Origin of the sequence: Pseudonocardia acidicola (genome assembly GCF_012911935.1) — a bacterium.
Lineage (GTDB): Bacteria > Actinomycetota > Actinomycetes > Mycobacteriales > Pseudonocardiaceae > Pseudonocardia > Pseudonocardia acidicola.
Genome location: NZ_JAAXLA010000035.1, coordinates 1 through 18,220 on the forward strand (window position 1 = coordinate 1; position 18,220 = coordinate 18,220).

Sequence of the window (18,220 nt, forward strand, 5' to 3'; positions counted from 1 at the left end):
GCCGGGGCGTCCTTCCGGGTGGCCTCGTCGTCGTCGCGCAGGCCCTTCATCTCGCCCTTGAAGACGCGCGCGGACTGCCCGATGGAGCGGGCCATGTCGGGAAGCTTCTTCGCCCCGAACAGCAGCACCAGCACACCGATCAGGATGACGAGTTCCCAGCCGCCGAGGTTCGGCATGAGCTGTCCTTCCAACGCGGTCAGATGTGGCGATACTACGCAGGTGGGCCGGTCCGGTCAGCGGGGAGGTTCCACACTTCTCCCCCGCACGGTGTTCAGTTCGGCCGTGAGCGGCGCCATGCCCGATTCCAGGTCGGCGTCCAGCTGTGCCCGGGCCCTGGTGAGCCTGCGGACCGGGCCGCGCAGGCCCAGCAGCAGCACCACCAGTCCGACCAGCCCGACCGCGGCCGTGATCACGGCCGGCAGGTATCCCCCCAACGTCTCACCCTTCCTCGTCGGCGGCCGAGGCCGCCAGGGCCTCGCGGGCGCGTTGCGCGACCGCGGCGGCCAGTTCCGGTGGTTCCAGGACCCGCGCGCCCCCGCCGAGCCCGAGCACGAGCCGGACCAGCCAGCCCGGATCGGCGTAGCGCAGGGCGACCCGGGCCCTGCCGTCGGCGAGCTCCACGACCTCGTCGACGGGGTAGTACTCGGCGATCCACCGCGCCTGCGGCTCCAGCGCCAGCACGGCGGTGCGATGCTCGGCGGTCGGCCGGAACAGCCCGGCCGAGACGTCGGTGGGCTCGGCCTCGGGCGGTGGGGCGGCGGGCTCGTCGAGCTGCTCGACGGCCTCGACCCGGTCGAGCCGGAACAGCCGCACGCCTTCCGCGCGGCGGCACCACGCCTCCAGGTAGCCGCGGCCTTCGACGAGCAGCAGCCGCATCGGGTCGACGGTGCGCCGGGAGACGGCGTCGCGGCCCGCGGTGTAGTAGCGGATGCGCAGCGCCCGGCCGTTCTCCAGCGCCGCCCGCACGGCGGCCGTGGTGGCCTCCTCCTCGCGGGTCAGGTCGACCGCCACCCCGGCCAGCCCGGCGTCACCGACCGCCCGCTCGATCTTGGCGGTGGCCCGGTGCACCGACGCGGTGTCGACCATGCCGGGCACCTCGCCGAGCGTGCGCAGCGCGACCAGCAGCGCGGTCGCCTCGGCGGTGGTGAGCCGCAGCGGGCGGCGCATCCCGGCGTCCTCGGTGACGGTGACGGTGTCGCCGGCGAACGACAGGTCGACCAGGTCGCCGGGGCCGTACCCGGGCAGCCCGCACATCCACAGCAGCTCCAGGTCGCGGCGCAGCTGCTTCTCGGTGATGCCGAAGTCGGCGGCGGCCTCCGCCACGAGCACGCCGGGGCGGGCCAGCAGGTAGGGCACCAGCGACAGCAGCCGCGGCAACCGGTCGGCGACGCCGGGGCTCACGTGCGCACCCCGTCGTCGGCACGGGCCCCGGGATCGGCCTCGGGACGGGCCTCGGAATGGGCTGCGGCGGCGGCCGCCCAGTTGCGCCGCACCATCTCGGCCAGCTCCGGCGGGTGCAGCACGACGACGTCGGGGCCGTGCCCGCTCAGCCACCGCGCCACCATCCCGACGCTGCGCAGGTCCATCTCCAGCTCGTCGCCCGGGCGGCCGCGGTGGGTCCGGGGCCCGACCACGCGGCTGATCCGGCGCAACCCGTAGGCCTGGCCGGTGGGCACCCACACCCGGGCGGTGCCGATCACCGGCGGCGGGGCGAAGCCCTGTTCGAGGTAGCCCGTCAGGTCGACGTCGGGCGGCACGGTCACCGCCCCGGCCGGCCCGACCGGGGTGACCGGCCCGCTGATCCGCGACAGCCGGAACGAGCGGACGTCGTCGCGGTCGCGGTCGTGGCCGACCAGGTACCAGCGGCCGCGCCAGGACACCACGCCCCACGGCTCGACGGTGCGGCGCACGACCTCGCCGGTCGGGCCGCCGCGGCGGTGGTCGAAGGTCACCGCGCGGCCGGCCTGCACGGCCGCGAGCAGCGGTTCGAACGCCGGCTCGGTGGCCCGGACCCGCGGCTGCACCGGGCCGACGCGGGTCTCGTCGACCTCCACCCCGGCCGCGCGCAGCTTGAGCAGCGCCCCGTGTGCCGCCCCGGCCAGCCCCGGGGTGTCCCACAACCGCGCGGCCAGCGCGACGGCGGCGGCCTCGTCGGCCTCCAGGTCGATCTCGCCGAGCTCGTAGTCCTGGCGGGCGATCCGGTAGCCGTCAGCGGTGTCGAACGACGAGCGCCGGCCTGTCTCCAGCGGGATGCCCAGCTCCCGCAGCTCGTTCTTGTCCCGCTCGAACATGCGGAAGAAGGCCTCGTCGCTGGGCGCATCGGCGTAGCCGGGCACGGTCGCGCGGATCCGCTCCGCCGACAGGAACTGCCGGGTGGAGAGCAGGCAGAGGACCAGGTTCACCAGTCGCTCGGCGCGGGCGGAGGACACGCCGGGCATCGTACGACCGCTGCGTCGCGCGTATCGGGCAACTCGGAAAACCGCGGCCGTCTCACGATGTGACGCCTGATCACCTTGACGGGCCCGGACCGGACTACGACGCTCGACGTGACGCCGGACACGGAGGAATTTCATGACTGACCTGGGTACGTCCGAGACCTTCAACCCGTGGAGCGTCGTCAACCTGGTGTTCCATCACCTGGCCGAGCAGGGTCTGCACCCGGTGCTGGGCGAGGCGGGGCATCCGGCGGAGGCGGCCTCCGACCTCCTGCGAGCACTCGGCATCGCCCCCGGCCCGGACACCGCCGGCCCGGCCGCGCCCGGGGTCCAGGAGACGCTGGCCGACCTGCGCAGACAGATGCTGCCGGGCGTCGAGTAGGGCGCAACCGCGCACGACCCTCAGCCCACGGCATCACAGCGAGGCGATGAGGCGGTCCACCCGCTCGTCGACGGCGCGGAACGGGTCCTTGCACAGCACCGTGCGCTGCGCCTGGTCGTTCAGCTTCAGGTGCACCCAGTCGACGGTGAAGTCCCGCCCGGCGGCCTGCGCGGCGGCGATGAAGTCGCCGCGCAGCTTGGCCCGGGTGGTCTGCGGCGGGGTGTCCTTGGCCGCCTCGATCTCGCCGTCGTCGGTGACCCGGTCGACCATGCCTTTGCGCTGCAGCATGTCGAACAGGCCCCGGCCACGCCGGATGTCGTGGTAGGCGAGGTCGAGCTGGGCGATGCGGGCGCTCGCGAGGTCCAGGCCGTTGCGCTCCCGATAGCGTTCGACCAGCCGGTGCTTGATCGCCCAGTCGATCTCGCGGTCGATCAGCGAGAGGTTCTGGGTCTCCACGGCGTCGAGGGCACGGCCCCACAGTTCGAGCACCCGCTCGGTGGTCTTGTCCGCGCTGCCCCGGGCCTGCACGTGCTCGACGGCGCGGGCGTAGTACTCCCGCTGGATGTCCAGCGCGCTGGCCTCACGCCCGCCGGCGAGGCGCACGGTGCGCCGGCCGGTGAGGTCGTGGCTGATCTCCCGGATCGCCCGGATCGGGTTGTCCAGGGTGAAGTCCCGGAACTGGACGCCCGCCTCGATCATCTCGAGGACCAGCGTCGCCGAGCCCACCTTGAGCAGGGTGGTCACCTCGGACATGTTCGAGTCGCCCACGATGACGTGCAGCCGGCGGTAGCGCTCGGCGTCGGCGTGCGGTTCGTCGCGGGTGTTGATGATCGGCCGGGACCGGGTGGTGGCGCTGGAGACGCCCTCCCAGATGTGCTCGGCGCGCTGGGAGAGGCAGTAGACCGCCCCGCGCGGGGTCTGCAGCACCTTACCGGCGCCGCAGATGAGTTGACGGGTGACCAGGAAGGGCAACAGCACGTCCGCGATCCGGGCGAATTCGCCGGCGCGGGCCACGAGGTAGTTCTCGTGGCAGCCGTAGGAGTTGCCCGCCGAGTCGGTGTTGTTCTTGAACAGATAGATGTCGCCGCCGATGCCCTCGTCGATGAGGCGTCGCTCCGCGTCGACGAGCAGGTCCTCGAGGATCCGCTCGCCCGCCTTGTCATGGGCGACGAGCTGGGTCAGCGAGTCGCACTCGGCGGTCGCGTACTCCGGATGGGAACCGACATCCAGATAGAGTCGTGCCCCGTTGCGGAGGAAGACGTTCGATGACCGGCCCCACGAGACCACACGGCGGAACAGGTATCGCGCCACTTCGTCCGGGGACAGCCGACGCTGGCCGTGGAAGGTGCAGGTGACCCCGAACTCGGTCTCGACACCGTAGATCCGACGCTGCATGCCCTCCAGCGTAAGCGGAACACCGCCCGTACTGTCACGCCTGTGATCGAGTGGTTCCGCCAGGTTGTCGACGAGGTGAACGAGGCCGATCGGGGCATCGCGCGCCGAATCGCCCGTCGGCCCCCCAGTCCGCTGGACACGGCGATGAAGGGGCTGTCGACGGCAGCCGACCACAGCGTGCTCTGGTTCGGCATCGCCGCGCTGCTGGCGACCCGCAAGGGGGCCAGCCGCAAGGCCGCCGTGCGGGGGGTGCTGGCCATCGCCGGGGCGAGCGCCACCGCCAACGCGGTGCTGAAGCCGCTGCTGCCGCGGCGCCGCCCCGCGGCCGCGGAGTTGCCGGCCTACCAGACGCTGGCCGACCCGCCGACGTCCTCGTCGTTCCCGTCCGGGCACGCGGCCTCCGCGGCCGCGTTCGCCACCGCGGTGGCGCTGGAGAGCCCGAAGCTGGGTCTCGCCGTCGCACCGGTCGCCGGCGCGGTCGCCTACTCGCGGACCCGCGTGGGCGTGCATTGGACCTCCGACGTGGTCGCCGGGGCGGCGGTGGGTGCGGGCATCGCGCTGGCCACCCGCCGGTGGTGGCCCGTCCGGAGCACCGATGAAGCACGCGCACGACCGATGGACGCGGTGCCGGAGCTACCCGACGGCGAGGGCCTGGTGATCGTGGCCAACGCCAACTCCGGCGACCCGAACGTCGATCCGGCCGACGAGGTCGCCGAGGCGCTGCCCGCCGCGCTGGTGCTGCGCGCCGAGGAGGGCCTCGACCTGGGCGACCAGCTCGAGGCCGCGCTGGCCCGGCGGGGCGGCTGGGTCCGTGCGGTGGGTGTGGCCGGCGGTGACGGCACGGTCGCGGCCGTCGCCGCGGTGGCCAACCGGCACGGGCTGCCGCTCGTCCTCGTCCCGGCCGGGACGCTGAACCACTTCGCCCGCGACGTGGGCGTCTACGACCTGCAGGAGGCCGTCGACGCCACCAACGCCGGGGAGGCGGTGGCGGTCGATCTCGGTCTGGTGGAGGCGCACCCGGGGATGGGCGCGGACCCGAAGTCCGCCGAGGTCACCCGCACCCGGTACTTCCTCAACACCGCGAGCATCGGCTCCTACCCGGAGCTGGTGCAGCTGCGGGAGCGGTGGCAGCCGCGTTACGGCAAGTGGCCGGCCTTCGCCGCCGCGCTGGTGTCGGTGCTGCGCAAGTCCGAACGGGTCGAGGTCAAGATCGACGGCGAGTGGCGCCTGGTGTGGTTCCTGTTCGTCGGCAACGGGCCCTACCACCCGCGCGGGATGGTCCCGGCCTACCGGCCCACCCTCGACTCGGGCCTGCTCGACGTCCGCTGGCTGCGCGCCGACCTGCACTTCTCCCGGGCCCGCGCGTTCCTCGCGCTGGCGCTCGGCGCGCTCGGGCACAGCCGGGTCTACACCCAGCGCGAGGTCCGCGAGCTCGACGTCGAGCTCCGGGTTCCGGGGATGCTGGCCACCGACGGTGAGGTCGTCGAGGAGGCCGGGCGGTACACCTTCCGGGTCGCGAAGGACCCGATCCCGGTCTACCGGCGCGACGAGGACAACTGGACCGGCCGCGACCGCCCGTACGTGGGTTGATCGTGCGTCAGCGCACCCGGCGGCCGGTCTCGGCGCAGGAGTAACCGCCGAGGGCCTCCACCTCGGCCCGGAAGTCCGGGCGGTCGAGCAGTGCCCACAGCGGCGCGAGCAGCTCGTCGTCCAGGGCGGAGGCGCGCAGCACCAGGTCGTAGGGCTCCTGGGCGACGGGGACGAAGTCCAGCCCGAAGGCCCGGGCGGCGGCCAGGATGCCCATCCCGGTGTCGGCCCGGCCGGCGGCCACCGCGGCGGCCACCGCGAGGTGGGTGTGTTCCTCGCGCGAGTAGCCGGACACCGTCGCGGGGTCGGTCCCGCGGCGGGCCAGCTCGTGGTCGAGCAGGGCGCGGGTACCGGCCCCACGCTGCCGGTTGACGTACCGCAGGCCGGGCCTGGTCAGGTCGTCGACGCCGCAGAGCCCGAGCGGGTTGCCCGGGGCGACGATGAGCCCCTGGTCGCGGTGCACCAGCCGGACCACGGCGACGTCGGCATCCGCGCCGAGCAGCCTGTCGATGTAGGGCAGCGTGTACTCCCCCGTCGCCGGGTCCAGCAGGTGCGAGCCGGCGACGTGGCACAGGCCGTCGCGCAGGGCCACCAGGCCCCCGAGCGACCCGACGTTGGACGAGGCCAGCGTGACCAGCGGGTCCTGCGCGTGCAGCGCGGAGGCGGCCAGGTCCAGCACGAGGTCGTGCGAGCCGATCGCGACGATCGTGTGCCCGATCTCGGCGAGCCCGCGCAGCAGTTGCACCCGGACCTGCTCACCGGCGTGGTGGCCCTCCACCCCGGCGGGCACCACGAGCAGGCCGTCGGCGCGCACCAGCGAGGTGAGCACCCCGGCGCCACGGGGCAGCGGTGTGGCGACCACCTCGCCCTGCACCCGCCCCAGCCGGACCCGCACCCAGTCGTCCATCCCGATCGCGGAGGGCAGCTTGCGGGCCAGTCGCGCGGTGGTCGAGGGCCGCTCCCGCGGCGCGGCGCCTTCGAGGTCGGCGAGCAGCGGCGCGGCGAAGATGTCGAAGGTGAGCGCGGCCGAGACCGGGTAGCCCGGCGCGCCGAGCACCGGGGTCGCGGGGGTCCCGGCCGGGCCGGCGACGGTGCCGAGCACGACCGGGTGCCCGGGCCGCACCGCGACCCCGTGCACCGCGAGCGTCCCGGCGCCGGCGACGACGCGGGCGGTGTAGTCGTCGCGGCCGGCGCTGGACCCGGCGATGAGGATGACCAGGTCGGCGTCGACGGCGGCGGCGCGCAGGGCCGCGGTGATGGCGTCCGGGTCGTCGGCGACGATGTCGGTGACGCGCGGGTCGCAGCCGGCCTCGCGGGCCTGGGCGGCGAGCATCAGCGAGTTCGTGTCCAGGATCTCCCCGGCGGCGGGCTCGGTGCCGATCGGACGGATCTCGTCGCCGGTCGGCACGATGACCACCCGCGGCGGGCGCCGCACGGTGAGCTCGGTGGCCCCGGCCGCGGCGCAGGCGGCCACGTCGACCGGCCGGAGCCGGTGGCCCTCCGGCAGCAGCAGCTCGGTGGCGCTGATGTCCTCGCCGATCGAGCGGACGTGCTGGTAAGGCGGCACGGCGGCGCGCAGCTCGGCGGCCCCGTCGGCGGTCCGGTGCACCTGCTCGCGCATGACGACGGCGTCGTAGCCGGCCGGCAGCGGGTCCCCGGTGTCGACCACCTCGAACTCGCCCGCGGCGAGCAGCACCGGGGTGGTCTCGGCCGCACCGACGGTGTCGGCCGCCCGGACCGCGATGCCGTCCATCCCCGCGGAGTCGAACGCGGGCGAGGACCGCCGTGCCCACACCGGTTCGGCGGTCACCCGGCCGACGGCGGCCGCGGCGGGGACCCGCATCGCCTCCACCCGGGCGGGGCAGCCCGTTGCGGCCCGCGCCTGCCGCCAGGCATCGAGGGCCGCCGCGGCGGGGACATCGGAGACGAAGGGACTCGCGGCGCTCACACCGCGACCGTATCCGCCCGACCGGTCGCGCCGGCACACCGTGCGGGGCCGCGGCGGTGTGCCGGCGGCCGGGGTCAGCGGTACAGCGTCACCTCGACCTCGCAGCCGGCGTCCAGGCCGGTCGCCGGTTCCGGGACGATCAGGTGGCCGTCGGCCCGGGTCAGCACCGACAGCAGCGCCGACGGGCCGAACAGCGGCGCCGCGACCCCGTCGCGGACGCTCACCTGCACCACGTCGAGCCGGCCGCCGGCCGAGGGCACGTCACGGGACAGCCGAGCCCGGGTGGTCGGCTCCGGCGGCGGGACCTCGCAGCCCGCCAGCCGCCACACCAGCGGCACCCCGACCAGCCGGAACACGACCAGCGCGGACAGCGGATTGCCGGGCAGCCCGACGACGGGGATCCCGGCGCACTCGGCGAGCAGGGTCGGTTTACCGGGCTTGATCGCGAGGCCGTGGCACCAGATGTCGCCGAGCGCGGCCACCGCACCCGCGGTCTCGTCGCGAGCGCCGACCGAGGACCCCGCCGAGACGACCACCAGGTCGGCGGTGGGGAGGACCTCGCGCAACGTCGCCTCCAGGGCGCCCGGGTCGTCCGGCACGATCCCGGCGACCACCGGTTCCCCACCGGCGTCGGCGACCAGCCCCGCCAGCGCCGAGGCGGTGGCGTCGCGCACCTGGCCGGGCGCCAGCTCCGCGGTGCACGGCGGCACCACCTCGTCCCCGGTCGAGACGATCGTGACCCGGGGGCGGGCGTGCACCGCCACGGCGGTCACCCCGGCGGCGGCGAGCAGCCCCAGGTCGGGGGCCCGCAGCGGGCGCCCGGCGGGGACCAGCGCGGCGCCCGCGGCGACGTCCTCGTCGGCCCGCACCAGGCCACCGCCCGGAGCGACGGGCCGGGTCACCTCGATCGTGCCGGGCATCGTCTCGGCGGTGTACTCGACCATCACCACCGCGTCCGCGCCGTCGGGCAGCACGCCACCGGTCGGCATCGCGACACAGCCGCCGGGCGGGACCGCGACCGTCGGCGCGGCGCCCATTCGCACCGCCCCGGCCAGGTCGAGGTAGGAGGGCAGCCCTTCGGAGGCGCCGTAGGTGTCGGCGGCGCGGACGGCGAAGCCGTCGACGGTGGACCGGACGAACCCGGGCAGCGGGTCCGGCGCGCGCACCTCGGCGGCGGGCACCCGGTGCAGGGCGGCCGCGAGCGGCACGGACTCCACAGCGGTGCGCCGGGCGGGCCGGAACCCGGCGAGGGTCTCGGAGACGGTGCGGGCGGTGAAGAACTCCCGCCCGCGCACACGCTCGCTCACCGGGAGGGCTGCCCCGCCGCGCCGTCCGGTCTGGGCTGCTCGCGCGCCGCCGCGCCGCCCTTCTCGAGGCCGAGCACGCTGACCACCGGGCCCAGCGCCACCTGACCGAGCCCGCAGATCGAGGTCTTGCGCATGGCCTCCTCGAGCCGCAGGATCCGGCCGCGCTGGGCCTCGTCCGGCGACGACGTCCCCGACTCCAGCACGCCGCGCAGCAGCTCGTGCGCCTTGGTCGACCCGACCCGGCAGGGCACGCACTTGCCGCACGACTCGTTGCGGAAGAAGCGCAGCACGTTCGTCGACGCGGCGAGCAGGTCGGTCCCTTCGGCGATCACCACCAGGGCACCGGAGCCGAGCATCGTGCCGGCCTCGGCGAGCGGGCCGAAGTCCAGCGGCAGGTCGAACCGGTCGGGGCCGATGAAGTTCGACGACGCCCCGCCCGGCTGCACCGCGGCGGGCGCGGCGCCGTCGCGGACCCCGCCCGCGGCCTCGATCAGCGCCCGGACCGTCGTGCCCATCGGCACGCAGTACACCCCGGGGTGCTCGACGTGCCCGGAGACGGCGAAGAACTTCCAGCCGACGGACTCGCCCGCGCCCTGGTCCGCCCACCACTGCGCGCCGCGCTGCAGGATGACCGGGACGTCGGCGAAGGTCTCGACGGAGTTCATCAGGGTCGGGCGGCCGTGCAGCCCGTAGGTGCCGGGGAACGGCGGCTTGTTGCGCGGCTCGCCGCGGTGGCCCTCCATGCATTCCAGCAGCGCGGTCTCCTCACCCAGGATGTAGCCACCCGGGGAGACGAAGACGTCCAGTTCCAGGCGGCGGCCGCTGCCGCAGGCGTCCGGGCCGATCACGCCGGCCTCGCGCAGCGCGGCGATCTCCGCGCGGAGCACCCGCTCCTCGGGGCCGTACTCGTGCCGGATGAACACCCAGCCCTGCTCGGCCCCGACCACGGCCATCCCGAGCAGCAGCCCCTCCAGCACCAGGTGCGGCTGGTCGGCCAGGATCTGCCGGTCCTTGAACGTGCCCGGCTCGGACTCGTCGGCGTTGCAGATCGCGTACGTGACGCTGCCCGGCTCGGTCGCCCGGACCAGGTCCCATTTCTGCCCGGTGGGGAACCCGGCGCCGCCCATGCCGCGCAGCCCGGAGTCCTTCAGCACCGCCACCACGTCGTCGGCGTGCAGCGAGCCGCCGAGCAGCGCCCGCAGGGTCGCGTAGCGCTCGCCCACCCCCGATCCCGCCGGGTAGGGGTCGTTCGGCCACGGCTCGGTCCGCCCTGATCGCGTCGGCTCGGCCTCGCCGACCCCGGTGTCCCGGGCCGCCGCGACGAGTGCGTCCACCTCCGCCATCGGCGCCGGGTACTCGTTGACGGCCGCCGCGGGCGCGACGTCGCACCGGCCCAGGCACGACACCTCGACCAGTTCGACGTCGACGTCGTCGCCGTACCGCTCGCGCAGTTCGGCGATCCGGTCCTCGCCGGAGCGCAGCCAGCAGGACAGGTCATGGCAGACGTTCAGCGCGACCGTCGCCGGCGGCGTCGTGCGGAAGTGCGGATAGAACGAGATCAGGCCCTCGATCTCGTAGCGGGGGCGCCGGGTGTCGCGGGCCAGCTCCTCCAGCTCCTCGCGGGGCAGCCACCCCAGCCGGGCCTGGATCGCGTTGAGCGCCGGGATCAGCGACGGCCCGGGGAACTTCCCGGCCCGCGCCTCGACCCCGGGGACGCGCCGGGACCGCACCTCGGCGGCCCGGTCCGACAGCTCCGTCACACTCGCCCTCCCTCTACCGCCGCGCCGAGGGCCTCGACCTGCACCGCGCAGAACTTGAACTCGGGGATCTTCCCGAAGGGGTCGACCTCGTCGATGGTCAGCAGGTTGGCCGCCGCCTCCCGGAAGTGGAACGGGATGAAGCAGTTGCCCAGCTGCTCGCGGTGCGACACCCGCAGCAGCAGCTCGATGGTGCCGCGCCTGGACCGCACCCGGACCCGCTCGCCGTGCGCGAGCCCGCGCTCGGCGGCGTCCTTCGGGTGCATGTACACCTCGGCCACCGGCGAGATCGTGTCCAGCGCGTAGGAACGCCGGGTCATCGAGCCGGTGTGCCAGTGCTCGAGCAACCGGCCGGTGTTGAGCACCAGCGGGTACTCCGCGTCGGGCAGCTCCTTGGCCGGCAGCCACTCGGCGGGCACCAGGTGGGCGAGCCCGTCGTCGGTGTTGAACCGCTCGTCGAACATCACGACGAGCCCGTCGGAGTGCGCCGGGTCGGCGTTGGGGTAGAGCTTCCCGGTCAGCCCGAGATTGTCGTAGGACAGGTTCGCATACGACGGCATCAGCGCGACCATCTCGTCGAAGACCGCGCTCGGCCCGGAGTAGTCCCAGTCCAGGCCGATCCGCCGGGCGATGTCCTGCACGACCTCCCAGTCGACCCGCGCCTGCCCGGGCGGGTCCATCACCTTGCGCCCGAGCTGCACCCGGCGGTCGGTGTTGGTGTAGCTGCCGTCCTTCTCCAGGTACGACGACGCCGGCAGGATCACGTCGGCGAACTCGGCGGTCTCGGTGAGGAAGATGTCCTGCACGACCAGGAAGTCGAGTGCGGCGAGCGCCCGGCGCACCTTGTTGATGTTCGGGTCGGACAGGAACGGGTTCTCGCCCAGCATGTACATGCCGCGCACGCCGCCGGGCTCCAGCGCCGACTTGATGATCTCGGTGACGGTCAGCCCGCGGTTCGGGTCGAGCCGGGTGCCCCAGGCGTCCTCGAAGACCTGCCGCGCCGCATCCCTGTCGACGCCCTGATAGTCGGGGTAGAACATCGGGATCAGTCCGGCGTCGGAGGCGCCCTGCACGTTGTTCTGCCCGCGCAGCGGGTGCAGCCCGGTGCCCGGCCGGCCCACGTTGCCGGTGATCGAGCACAGCGCGATCAGGCAGCGGGCGTTGTCGGTGCCGGTGGTGTGCTGGGAGATCCCCATGCCCCAGTAGATGACCCCGGCCTTGGCCTCGCCCCAGATCCGGGCCACCTGCCGGATGGTGTCGGCGTCGATGCCGCAGATCGTCGCGGAGCGCTCCGGCGGGTAGTCCGCGACGGTGCGCGCGAGCGCCTCGTAGTTCGACGTGCGGGTGGCGACGAACTCGCGGTCGATCAGCCCCAGCCGGATGATCTCGTGCATGATCGCGTTGTAGAACGCGACGTCGGTGCCGGGTTTGATCTGGCAGTGGATGTCGGCGTGGTCGGCCACCGTCCCGGCCCGCGGGTCCACGTAGACGATCGTGGTGCCCCGCCTGCGGGCCTGCTTGAAGAACGAGGACGCCACCGGGTGGTTGGACGTGGCGTTGCTGCCGGTGATGATCGCGACGTCGGCGTTCATCACGTCGCCGTAGGTGGTGGACACCGCACCCGAACCGATGCCCTCGAACAGCGCCGCCACCGACGAGGCGTGGCACAGCCGGGTGCAGTGGTCGACGTTGTTGGTCCCGAAGCCGGCCCGGATCAGCTTCTGGAACAGGTAGGCCTCCTCGTTGGAGCACTTCGCCGAGCCGAAGCCGGCGATCGCGCCCGGCCCGCCCGTCGCGTGGATCTCCTTCAACCGGGTGGCGACGAGGTCGAGCGCCTCCTCCCAGGTGGCCTCCCGGAAGTGCGGCAGCACCTCGTCGTAGTCGACGAGCCCGCCGGGCTTGCGGCCCTTGCCCTTCCGGCCGCCGCCGGAGCGCTCGCCGCCGTCGACCCGGCCACGGTCGTTCCCGGCGGCCGCGTCGCCGCGCACGTCGGCCGAGAGCGGACCCTTCGGGTAGGACGACTCGCGGCGGATCAGCGGCACGGTGAGCCGCTGCGGTGAGGCGGCGTAGTCCCAGCCGTAGCGGCCCTTGACGCACAGCCGGCTCTTCGACCCGGGCTGGTCGCGGCCCTCGGCGAACACGATCGCGTCGCGCGAGCGGTCCACGTAGTAGGTGAGCGCGCAGCCGACGCCGCAGTACGGGCAGACGCTGTCCACGGCGTCGAGCTCGGAGCGGGGCCGGATCGGGACGTTGTTGATCGGCTTGTTGGTCAGCGCCCCGGTGGGGCACGCCTGCACGCACTCGCCACAGGTCACGCACGAGCTCGCGCCCATGGGGTCGTCGAGGTCGAACGCGATCCGGGTGGAGTAACCCTTGCCGGAGCGGCCGATGACGTCGTTGCCCTGGATGTCGTCGCAGGCCCGCACGCAGCGGTCGCACAGGATGCAGGCGTCGTGGTCGACGTCGATCACCGGGTTCGACGAGTCGTGGCCCCGCCCGGAGCCGCAGGGCAGCTCGGTGGTCTCGCGGGCGACGTCGAACCGGTCGGCGAGGGCGAGCAGCAGGTTGTCACCGGTGGTGGTCTGCTTGGGGTCCTCGGCGCGCGGCGGCTGGTCGGTCAGCAGCAGCTCGGTCAGCGTGGCCCGGTTGCGCTCCAGTTCCGGCGTGGAGGTCCTGACGACCATGCCGTCCTCGCACGGGCGCACGCAGGCCGCGGCGAACACCCGCCCCCCGGTGTCGACCACGCACATCCGGCAGACCCCGACCGGGTCGTAGCGCTCGTCGTGGCAGAGCACCGGGATGTCCACCCCGACCTGCTTCGCGGCGTCGTAGATCGTGGTGCCCGCGGGCACCGCCACCGTGCGGCCGTCGATCTCGGCCGTGATGGTGCGGACCGACGTGACCGGCTCCTGCACAGCCGTCATCTCGACCCCCGTTGCTCGAGCAGTGTGACGTAGACGACCCTAGTTGACCCGGGCGCCGCCGGCGCCGTGGATCTCAGAGGTCGAGCAGCAGATCGGCCAGATCGGCCGGTTGGACGCGGCCCGCGGCGTCCAACCCGCGTGCGGCGTAATAGCCGTCGATCATGGATTGGAGCCGTTCGGCGGTGAGCGCCGCGACCCGGCCCGAACCCAGCTCCAGCGGGGTCGTCAGCATCCGGGCCGGCAGCCGGTCGTCGGCCGCGGTCGCGCCCTCCCGCAGGTTGAACCCCCGCTTGGCCGCCACGATCCGCCGCGCGGTGGCCCGCAGTTCGTCGGCGTCGACGTCCCACCCGGTGACCGAGGTGAGCAGCGCCGCCCACTCGGCGAAGACACCGGACGGCTCGAAGACGCCGCGCAGGAACTTGCACAGGATCATCGAGTCCATCACCGCGGCCCGGTCCTCGGTGCCGATCGCGGCGGCGACGTGCGCCGCCCCGCCGTCGAGGCGGTCCAGCTCACCGGACAGGTCGGCCTCGTAGGCCCCGGACCGGTTGTGGTCGGCCCCGCGGGCGTTCACGGCCAGCCCGAGCGCCATCGACTGCAGGCTGCGCGGCTCGTATCCGGGCAGTTCCAGCCCTTTGACCTGCGGCGCGAAGTCGATCGAGTCGTGGCCGACGACCTCGGCGGCGCGCCGCGACCCCTGCGCGAGCAGCTCACCGAGGCCGGGTTCGCGGGATCCGATCGCGTCCAGCGCCCGCAGCAGCGCGGCGCCGTCGCCGAAGCGCAGCCACGGCGCGTCGAGCAGGCCGCGCTCGACGCACTCCATCGCCCACGCGATGGTGCCGCCGGCGGAGATGGTGTCGATGCCCAGCTCGTCGCAGCGGGCGCTCGCGGCGAACACGTCATCGGGGTCGGAGACCCCACACAGCGGGCCGAGCGCGAACACGTTCTCGTACTCCATCCGCTGGCTGCCACCACCCCTGCGGGAGTAGATGTGCTCGCAGCCGATGGAGCAGGACGCGCAGCTGTTACGGGCCACCCCGCGCAGCTCGTGCAGTTCCTCGGCGGCCAGCTTCGGCGCGTCGTCGAAGGTGGCCGCGGTGAAGTTGCGGGTGGGCAGCGTGCTGACCGCGTTGAACGCGAGCAGGTTGGCCAGCGTGCCGAGCTCCCGGTACTTGGCGGTGGCCGGGCCGAAGCTGCGTTCCCGCAGGTCGCGGGCGGCGGCCAGGACGGCGCCCTGGTCGGCGACGGCGACCTTCGTCCCGGCCCGCACCAGGACGGCCTTGACGTTCTTCGCGCCCAGCACGGCGCCGAGCCCGCCGCGGCCGGCGTGCCGGCCGTCGTGGCTGATCGTCGCGTAGCGGACCTGCCGCTCACCTGCGGGGCCGATCGCGGCGGTGCGCCAGCCGCGGCCGAACCGCTCGCGGACCGCGGTCTCGGCCTCGGCGGCCGGCAGCCCGGCCAGCTCCGGGGCCGGTTCGACACGCACCCCGGCGGCGTCGACGAGCAGCACCGACAACTCGGCCGCCCGGCCCCGGATCACGATCGCGTCGTGTCCGGTGAGCTTGCCGGAGATGGCGAACTGGCTGGACGCGAGCGCGTCGGTGAGCAGCCCGGTCAGCGGGGACTTGGCCACCACGGCGAACTTCGCGCTGGTGGTCAGCGGCGTCCCGACCAGCGGGGAGAACACGAACGCCAGCGGGGCCGCCGGCGCGAGCGGGTCCACGCCGGCGCGGGCGAGCCGGTGCAGCAGCCAGGTGCCGAGGCCGACACCGCCGAGGTAGCCGCGCAGCACCCGCTCGTCGAGCTCCAGCGGGGTCGCGGTCGCCGCCCGCCCGGTCACGTCGACGACCAGCGCACGCCCGAAGTACCCGCCCGCCGTCATACCGCGACTGTAGGCCGGTCCCGGCACCGCGTCGTTCCGGAAATCTGTGGGTCGGCGAGCGGCGCCTGCTGGGCCGCTAACCGCCCGCGTCCGCGGACAGGAAGGCCACCACGTCGCCGGCGACCAGCGGCAGGTCCGCGTCGCGGCTGATCTGGTCGCCGTTGAGCGCGGCCACCACGTGCCGGTCCAGGACCAGCCCGGCGGCAGCGGCGGCGCCGCCGAGCGTCCCGGCCCGGACGACCCGCGGACCGTGGTGGCCTCCGCCCGCCAGCGCGCCGTAGCACTGCACGGTGATCTCCGGCGCAGGGCGCCGCCGGGCGGTGTCGTAGTCCTCCGGCGCGTTGACGTTGACCACCGAGTCCAGCTCCGGGTCGAGCCGGGCCAGGCCGTCGTCGGCGAGCAGTTCGGCGTCGTCCGGGCGAGTCACGCGGCACTGTGCGAACAGCATCGCGGGACGCAGCTGCCCGTGGGCGACGAGCTCGGCTGCCAGTTCCGCCAGCGCGGTCCGGTAGCCCGCGGCCAGCGGCTGCGGGAACCCGCGGGCGACCGGCAGCACGACGTCGACGTCGGCGCCGGCGAGCCCGCCCAGGACCCGGCGGACGAACGCGGGGTGCAGGAACGGCATGTCGGTGGAGCAGACGAACGCGACCGGGGCGCGGTCCGCGACCGCGGCCAGCCCGGTCGCGATGCCCTGCATCGGGCCCAGCCCCTCGACCGGGTCCTCGACGACCTCCACCCCGGCCGGCAGCGTGGGCAGCTCCTGGCCGGGTGCGCGGACCACCACGACGGGCCCGCTCACCGTCCGGCCCAGCATCGCCGCGGTGCGGTGCAGCAACGTCGAGCCGTGCCACTCCAGGGCGGCCTTGGGCGTGCCCATCCGCGAGGAGCGGCCGCCCGCGAGCACGATGCCCGCACTGACGCTCACCCGCCCATCCTAGGCCCGGCCCGCGCTGCTCCCGCCGCGTCGCCATCAGGGTGGCTCAGCTGGCACTGGACGCCGGCAGAGCCACCCTCATGGCACGAGAAGTCTGCCGGGGGAGGGCGTGATCTTGCGCGGTGGCGTCGGCGGGGCTGCGCCGGCGCTCCTACCCTGGAGGGCGATCACGGGGTGAGCGGAGGAACGAGACGATGGGTCGCTTGACCATGCGCCGGCCGGTGCTGCGGCTGGGGCCGGAGGGGTCCAAGCGCCGGCCCGACAGCCTGGCCGCCGAGGAGCCGCTCGAGATCCGGGTCGACGGCAAGCCGCTCTCGGTCACCATGCGCACGCCGGGCCACGACGTGGAGCTCGCGCACGGCTTCCTGCTCACCGAGGGGGTCCTGGGCTCGGCCGCGGACATCGCCGTCGCGCGCTACTGCGACTCGCTCGACGAGAACGGGCGCAACACCTACAACGTGCTCGACATCGCGCTGGCCCCCGGCGTCGAACCGCCGGACACCTCGGTGGAGCGCAACTTCTACACGACCTCGTCGTGCGGGGTCTGCGGGAAGGCGTCGCTCGACGCGGTCCGCCTCAAGACCCGCTTCTCCCCCGCCTCCGACGAGGTGTCGGTGTCCTACCCGACGCTCGTGTCGCTGCCCGACCGCCTGCGCGAGGCCCAGCGGGTCTTCGACTCCACCGGCGGCCTGCACGCCGCCGGCCTGTTCACCGGCGACGGGCGGCTGCTGGTCGCGCGCGAGGACGTGGGCCGGCACAACGCCGTGGACAAGGTGCTCGGCTGGGCGCTGCTGGCCGGGCAGGTGCCCGCGGCGGGAACCGTGCTGATGGTGTCCGGACGGGCGTCGTTCGAGCTGGTGCAGAAGGCCGTGATGGCCGGGGTGCCGATGCTGACCGCGGTGTCGGCGCCGTCGTCGCTGGCGGTGGAGCTGGCCGACGAGGCGGGCGTGACGCTGGTCGGGTTCCTGCGCGGGGACTCGATGAACGTCTACACGCACCCGCAGCGGATCAGCCGGGACTGACCCGGTCGACGAACGCCGAGGCCAGCTCGACGAGCCGGTCGGTGCGGCCGGCGAAGAAGTGCGACGCACCCGGGATGATCTCGATCTCGGTGTCCGCCCAGCCCCGGGCGATCGCGGCGACCTCGGCGGGCGGGCGGACCTCGTCGCGTTCGGCCAGCGCGAGCAGCTTGGGCCGCGGATCCGCGGCGGTCCCGCCGAGGTCGTGGGCGAACCGCAGCGGCGGCGCGATGGCATACCAGCCGGCGACCCGGGCCGGGCGCACCGACAGTGCCATGTCCGCGCCGAACGACCAGCCGGCGAGGACCAGCGGAACGGCCGGGGCGAGCCGCCCGTCGAGCGCCGCCACCGCCGCCTCGGTGTCGAGCCGCTCGCCCGTCCCGCCGTCGAAGGTCCCGGCGCTGCCCTCCACGCCGCGGAAGTTGAACCGCAGACAGGCCACCCCGCGGGCCGGTAGCGCCGCGAACAGCGCCTCGATGACGATCGTGCGCATGCTGCCGCCGTACTGCGGGTGCGGGTGGCACAGCACCATCCCGGCGTGAACCGCGCCGTCGGGCACCGCGAGCTCGCCCTCCAGCGCGACCCCGTCGGCGCTCCGCACCCGCAACGAATCGATCACCCGCCCACCCTACGGCCGCGCCACCCCGGCG

15 protein-coding genes are annotated in these 18,220 nt (G+C 74.3%); 3 read left to right on the plus strand and 12 right to left on the minus strand.

The window, feature by feature from the left end:
• From tatA to HF526_RS18775, 4 genes are all read right to left on the minus strand, one after another.
• Positions 1 to 176: Sec-independent protein translocase subunit TatA (tatA, locus tag HF526_RS18760; protein WP_169382826.1), on the minus strand; the 176-nt coding region annotated here is incomplete at its 3' end.
• 57 nt (positions 177 to 233) lie between these two features.
• On the minus strand, positions 234 to 434 hold the full coding sequence (locus HF526_RS18765; RefSeq protein ID WP_169382827.1) for a hypothetical protein: 201 nt from the start codon (positions 432 to 434) through the stop codon (positions 234 to 236).
• A 4-nt stretch (positions 435 to 438) separates the two neighbouring features.
• Complete coding sequence (locus HF526_RS18770; protein ID WP_169382828.1) at positions 439 to 1,401, minus strand: WYL domain-containing protein; 963 nt, start codon at positions 1,399 to 1,401, stop codon at positions 439 to 441.
• Positions 1,398 to 2,429: a helix-turn-helix transcriptional regulator gene (locus HF526_RS18775; RefSeq protein ID WP_338051576.1), complete on the minus strand. Its 1,032-nt coding sequence runs from the start codon at positions 2,427 to 2,429 to the stop codon at positions 1,398 to 1,400. Before HF526_RS18775 ends, HF526_RS18770 begins: the two co-directional genes overlap by 4 nt.
• Before the next feature lie 142 nt (positions 2,430 to 2,571).
• Between HF526_RS18775 and HF526_RS18780 the strand changes: the two genes are divergently transcribed.
• On the plus strand, positions 2,572 to 2,817 hold the full coding sequence (locus tag HF526_RS18780; RefSeq protein ID WP_169382830.1) for a hypothetical protein: 246 nt from the start codon (positions 2,572 to 2,574) through the stop codon (positions 2,815 to 2,817).
• Between the two features lie 33 nt (positions 2,818 to 2,850).
• Here the strand turns inward: HF526_RS18780 and pafA are convergent, their stop codons facing one another.
• On the minus strand, positions 2,851 to 4,212 hold the full coding sequence (gene pafA, locus HF526_RS18785) for a Pup--protein ligase (protein ID WP_169382831.1): 1,362 nt from the start codon (positions 4,210 to 4,212) through the stop codon (positions 2,851 to 2,853).
• 144 nt (positions 4,213 to 4,356) lie between these two features.
• Here pafA and HF526_RS18790 point away from each other — a divergent pair, with 144 nt between their 5' ends.
• Positions 4,357 to 5,802 carry a bifunctional phosphatase PAP2/diacylglycerol kinase family protein gene (locus tag HF526_RS18790; protein ID WP_169382879.1) on the plus strand — a complete coding sequence of 482 codons (1,446 nt, stop codon included), beginning with the start codon at positions 4,357 to 4,359 and terminating at the stop codon, positions 5,800 to 5,802.
• 7 nt (positions 5,803 to 5,809) lie between these two features.
• Here HF526_RS18790 and HF526_RS18795 read toward each other — a convergent pair whose 3' ends face one another.
• From HF526_RS18795 to HF526_RS18820, 6 genes are all read right to left on the minus strand, one after another.
• Positions 5,810 to 7,747, minus strand: a complete 1,938-nt coding sequence (locus tag HF526_RS18795; RefSeq protein WP_169382832.1) for a molybdopterin biosynthesis protein — start codon at positions 7,745 to 7,747, stop codon at positions 5,810 to 5,812.
• 74 nt (positions 7,748 to 7,821) lie between these two features.
• On the minus strand, positions 7,822 to 9,054 hold the full coding sequence (locus tag HF526_RS36970; RefSeq protein WP_211177456.1) for a molybdenum cofactor synthesis domain-containing protein: 1,233 nt from the start codon (positions 9,052 to 9,054) through the stop codon (positions 7,822 to 7,824).
• The gene (locus tag HF526_RS18805) at positions 9,051 to 10,814 is read right to left on the minus strand and encodes an NAD(P)H-dependent oxidoreductase subunit E (RefSeq protein ID WP_211177457.1); all 1,764 of its coding nucleotides are present in this window, start codon (positions 10,812 to 10,814) and stop codon (positions 9,051 to 9,053) included. Before HF526_RS18805 ends, HF526_RS36970 begins: the two co-directional genes overlap by 4 nt.
• Positions 10,811 to 13,735 (minus strand): formate dehydrogenase subunit alpha, encoded by a 2,925-nt coding sequence (gene fdhF / locus HF526_RS18810; RefSeq protein WP_169382833.1) that lies wholly within the window; start codon positions 13,733 to 13,735, stop codon positions 10,811 to 10,813. Before fdhF ends, HF526_RS18805 begins: the two co-directional genes overlap by 4 nt.
• Positions 13,736 to 13,808: 73 nt before the next feature.
• Positions 13,809 to 15,617, minus strand: coding sequence for an aldehyde ferredoxin oxidoreductase family protein (locus HF526_RS18815; protein WP_169382834.1), 1,809 nt, complete (start codon positions 15,615 to 15,617; stop codon positions 13,809 to 13,811).
• A 76-nt stretch (positions 15,618 to 15,693) separates the two neighbouring features.
• Entirely contained in the window at positions 15,694 to 16,542 is an 849-nt protein-coding gene (locus HF526_RS18820; protein WP_211177458.1) for an NTP transferase domain-containing protein, read from the minus strand.
• Positions 16,543 to 16,745: 203 nt separating this feature from the next.
• On the opposite strand from HF526_RS18820, the gene fdhD reads away from it, so the two are divergent.
• A complete protein-coding gene (gene fdhD / locus HF526_RS18825; RefSeq protein WP_169382835.1) occupies positions 16,746 to 17,573 on the plus strand; it encodes a formate dehydrogenase accessory sulfurtransferase FdhD in 828 nt (275 codons plus the stop codon).
• On the opposite strand, the gene HF526_RS18830 is transcribed toward fdhD, so the two are convergent.
• A complete protein-coding gene (locus tag HF526_RS18830; RefSeq protein WP_169382836.1) occupies positions 17,560 to 18,189 on the minus strand; it encodes an alpha/beta hydrolase in 630 nt (209 codons plus the stop codon). The genes fdhD and HF526_RS18830 overlap by 14 nt on opposite strands.
• Positions 18,190 to 18,220 lie beyond the last annotated feature (31 nt).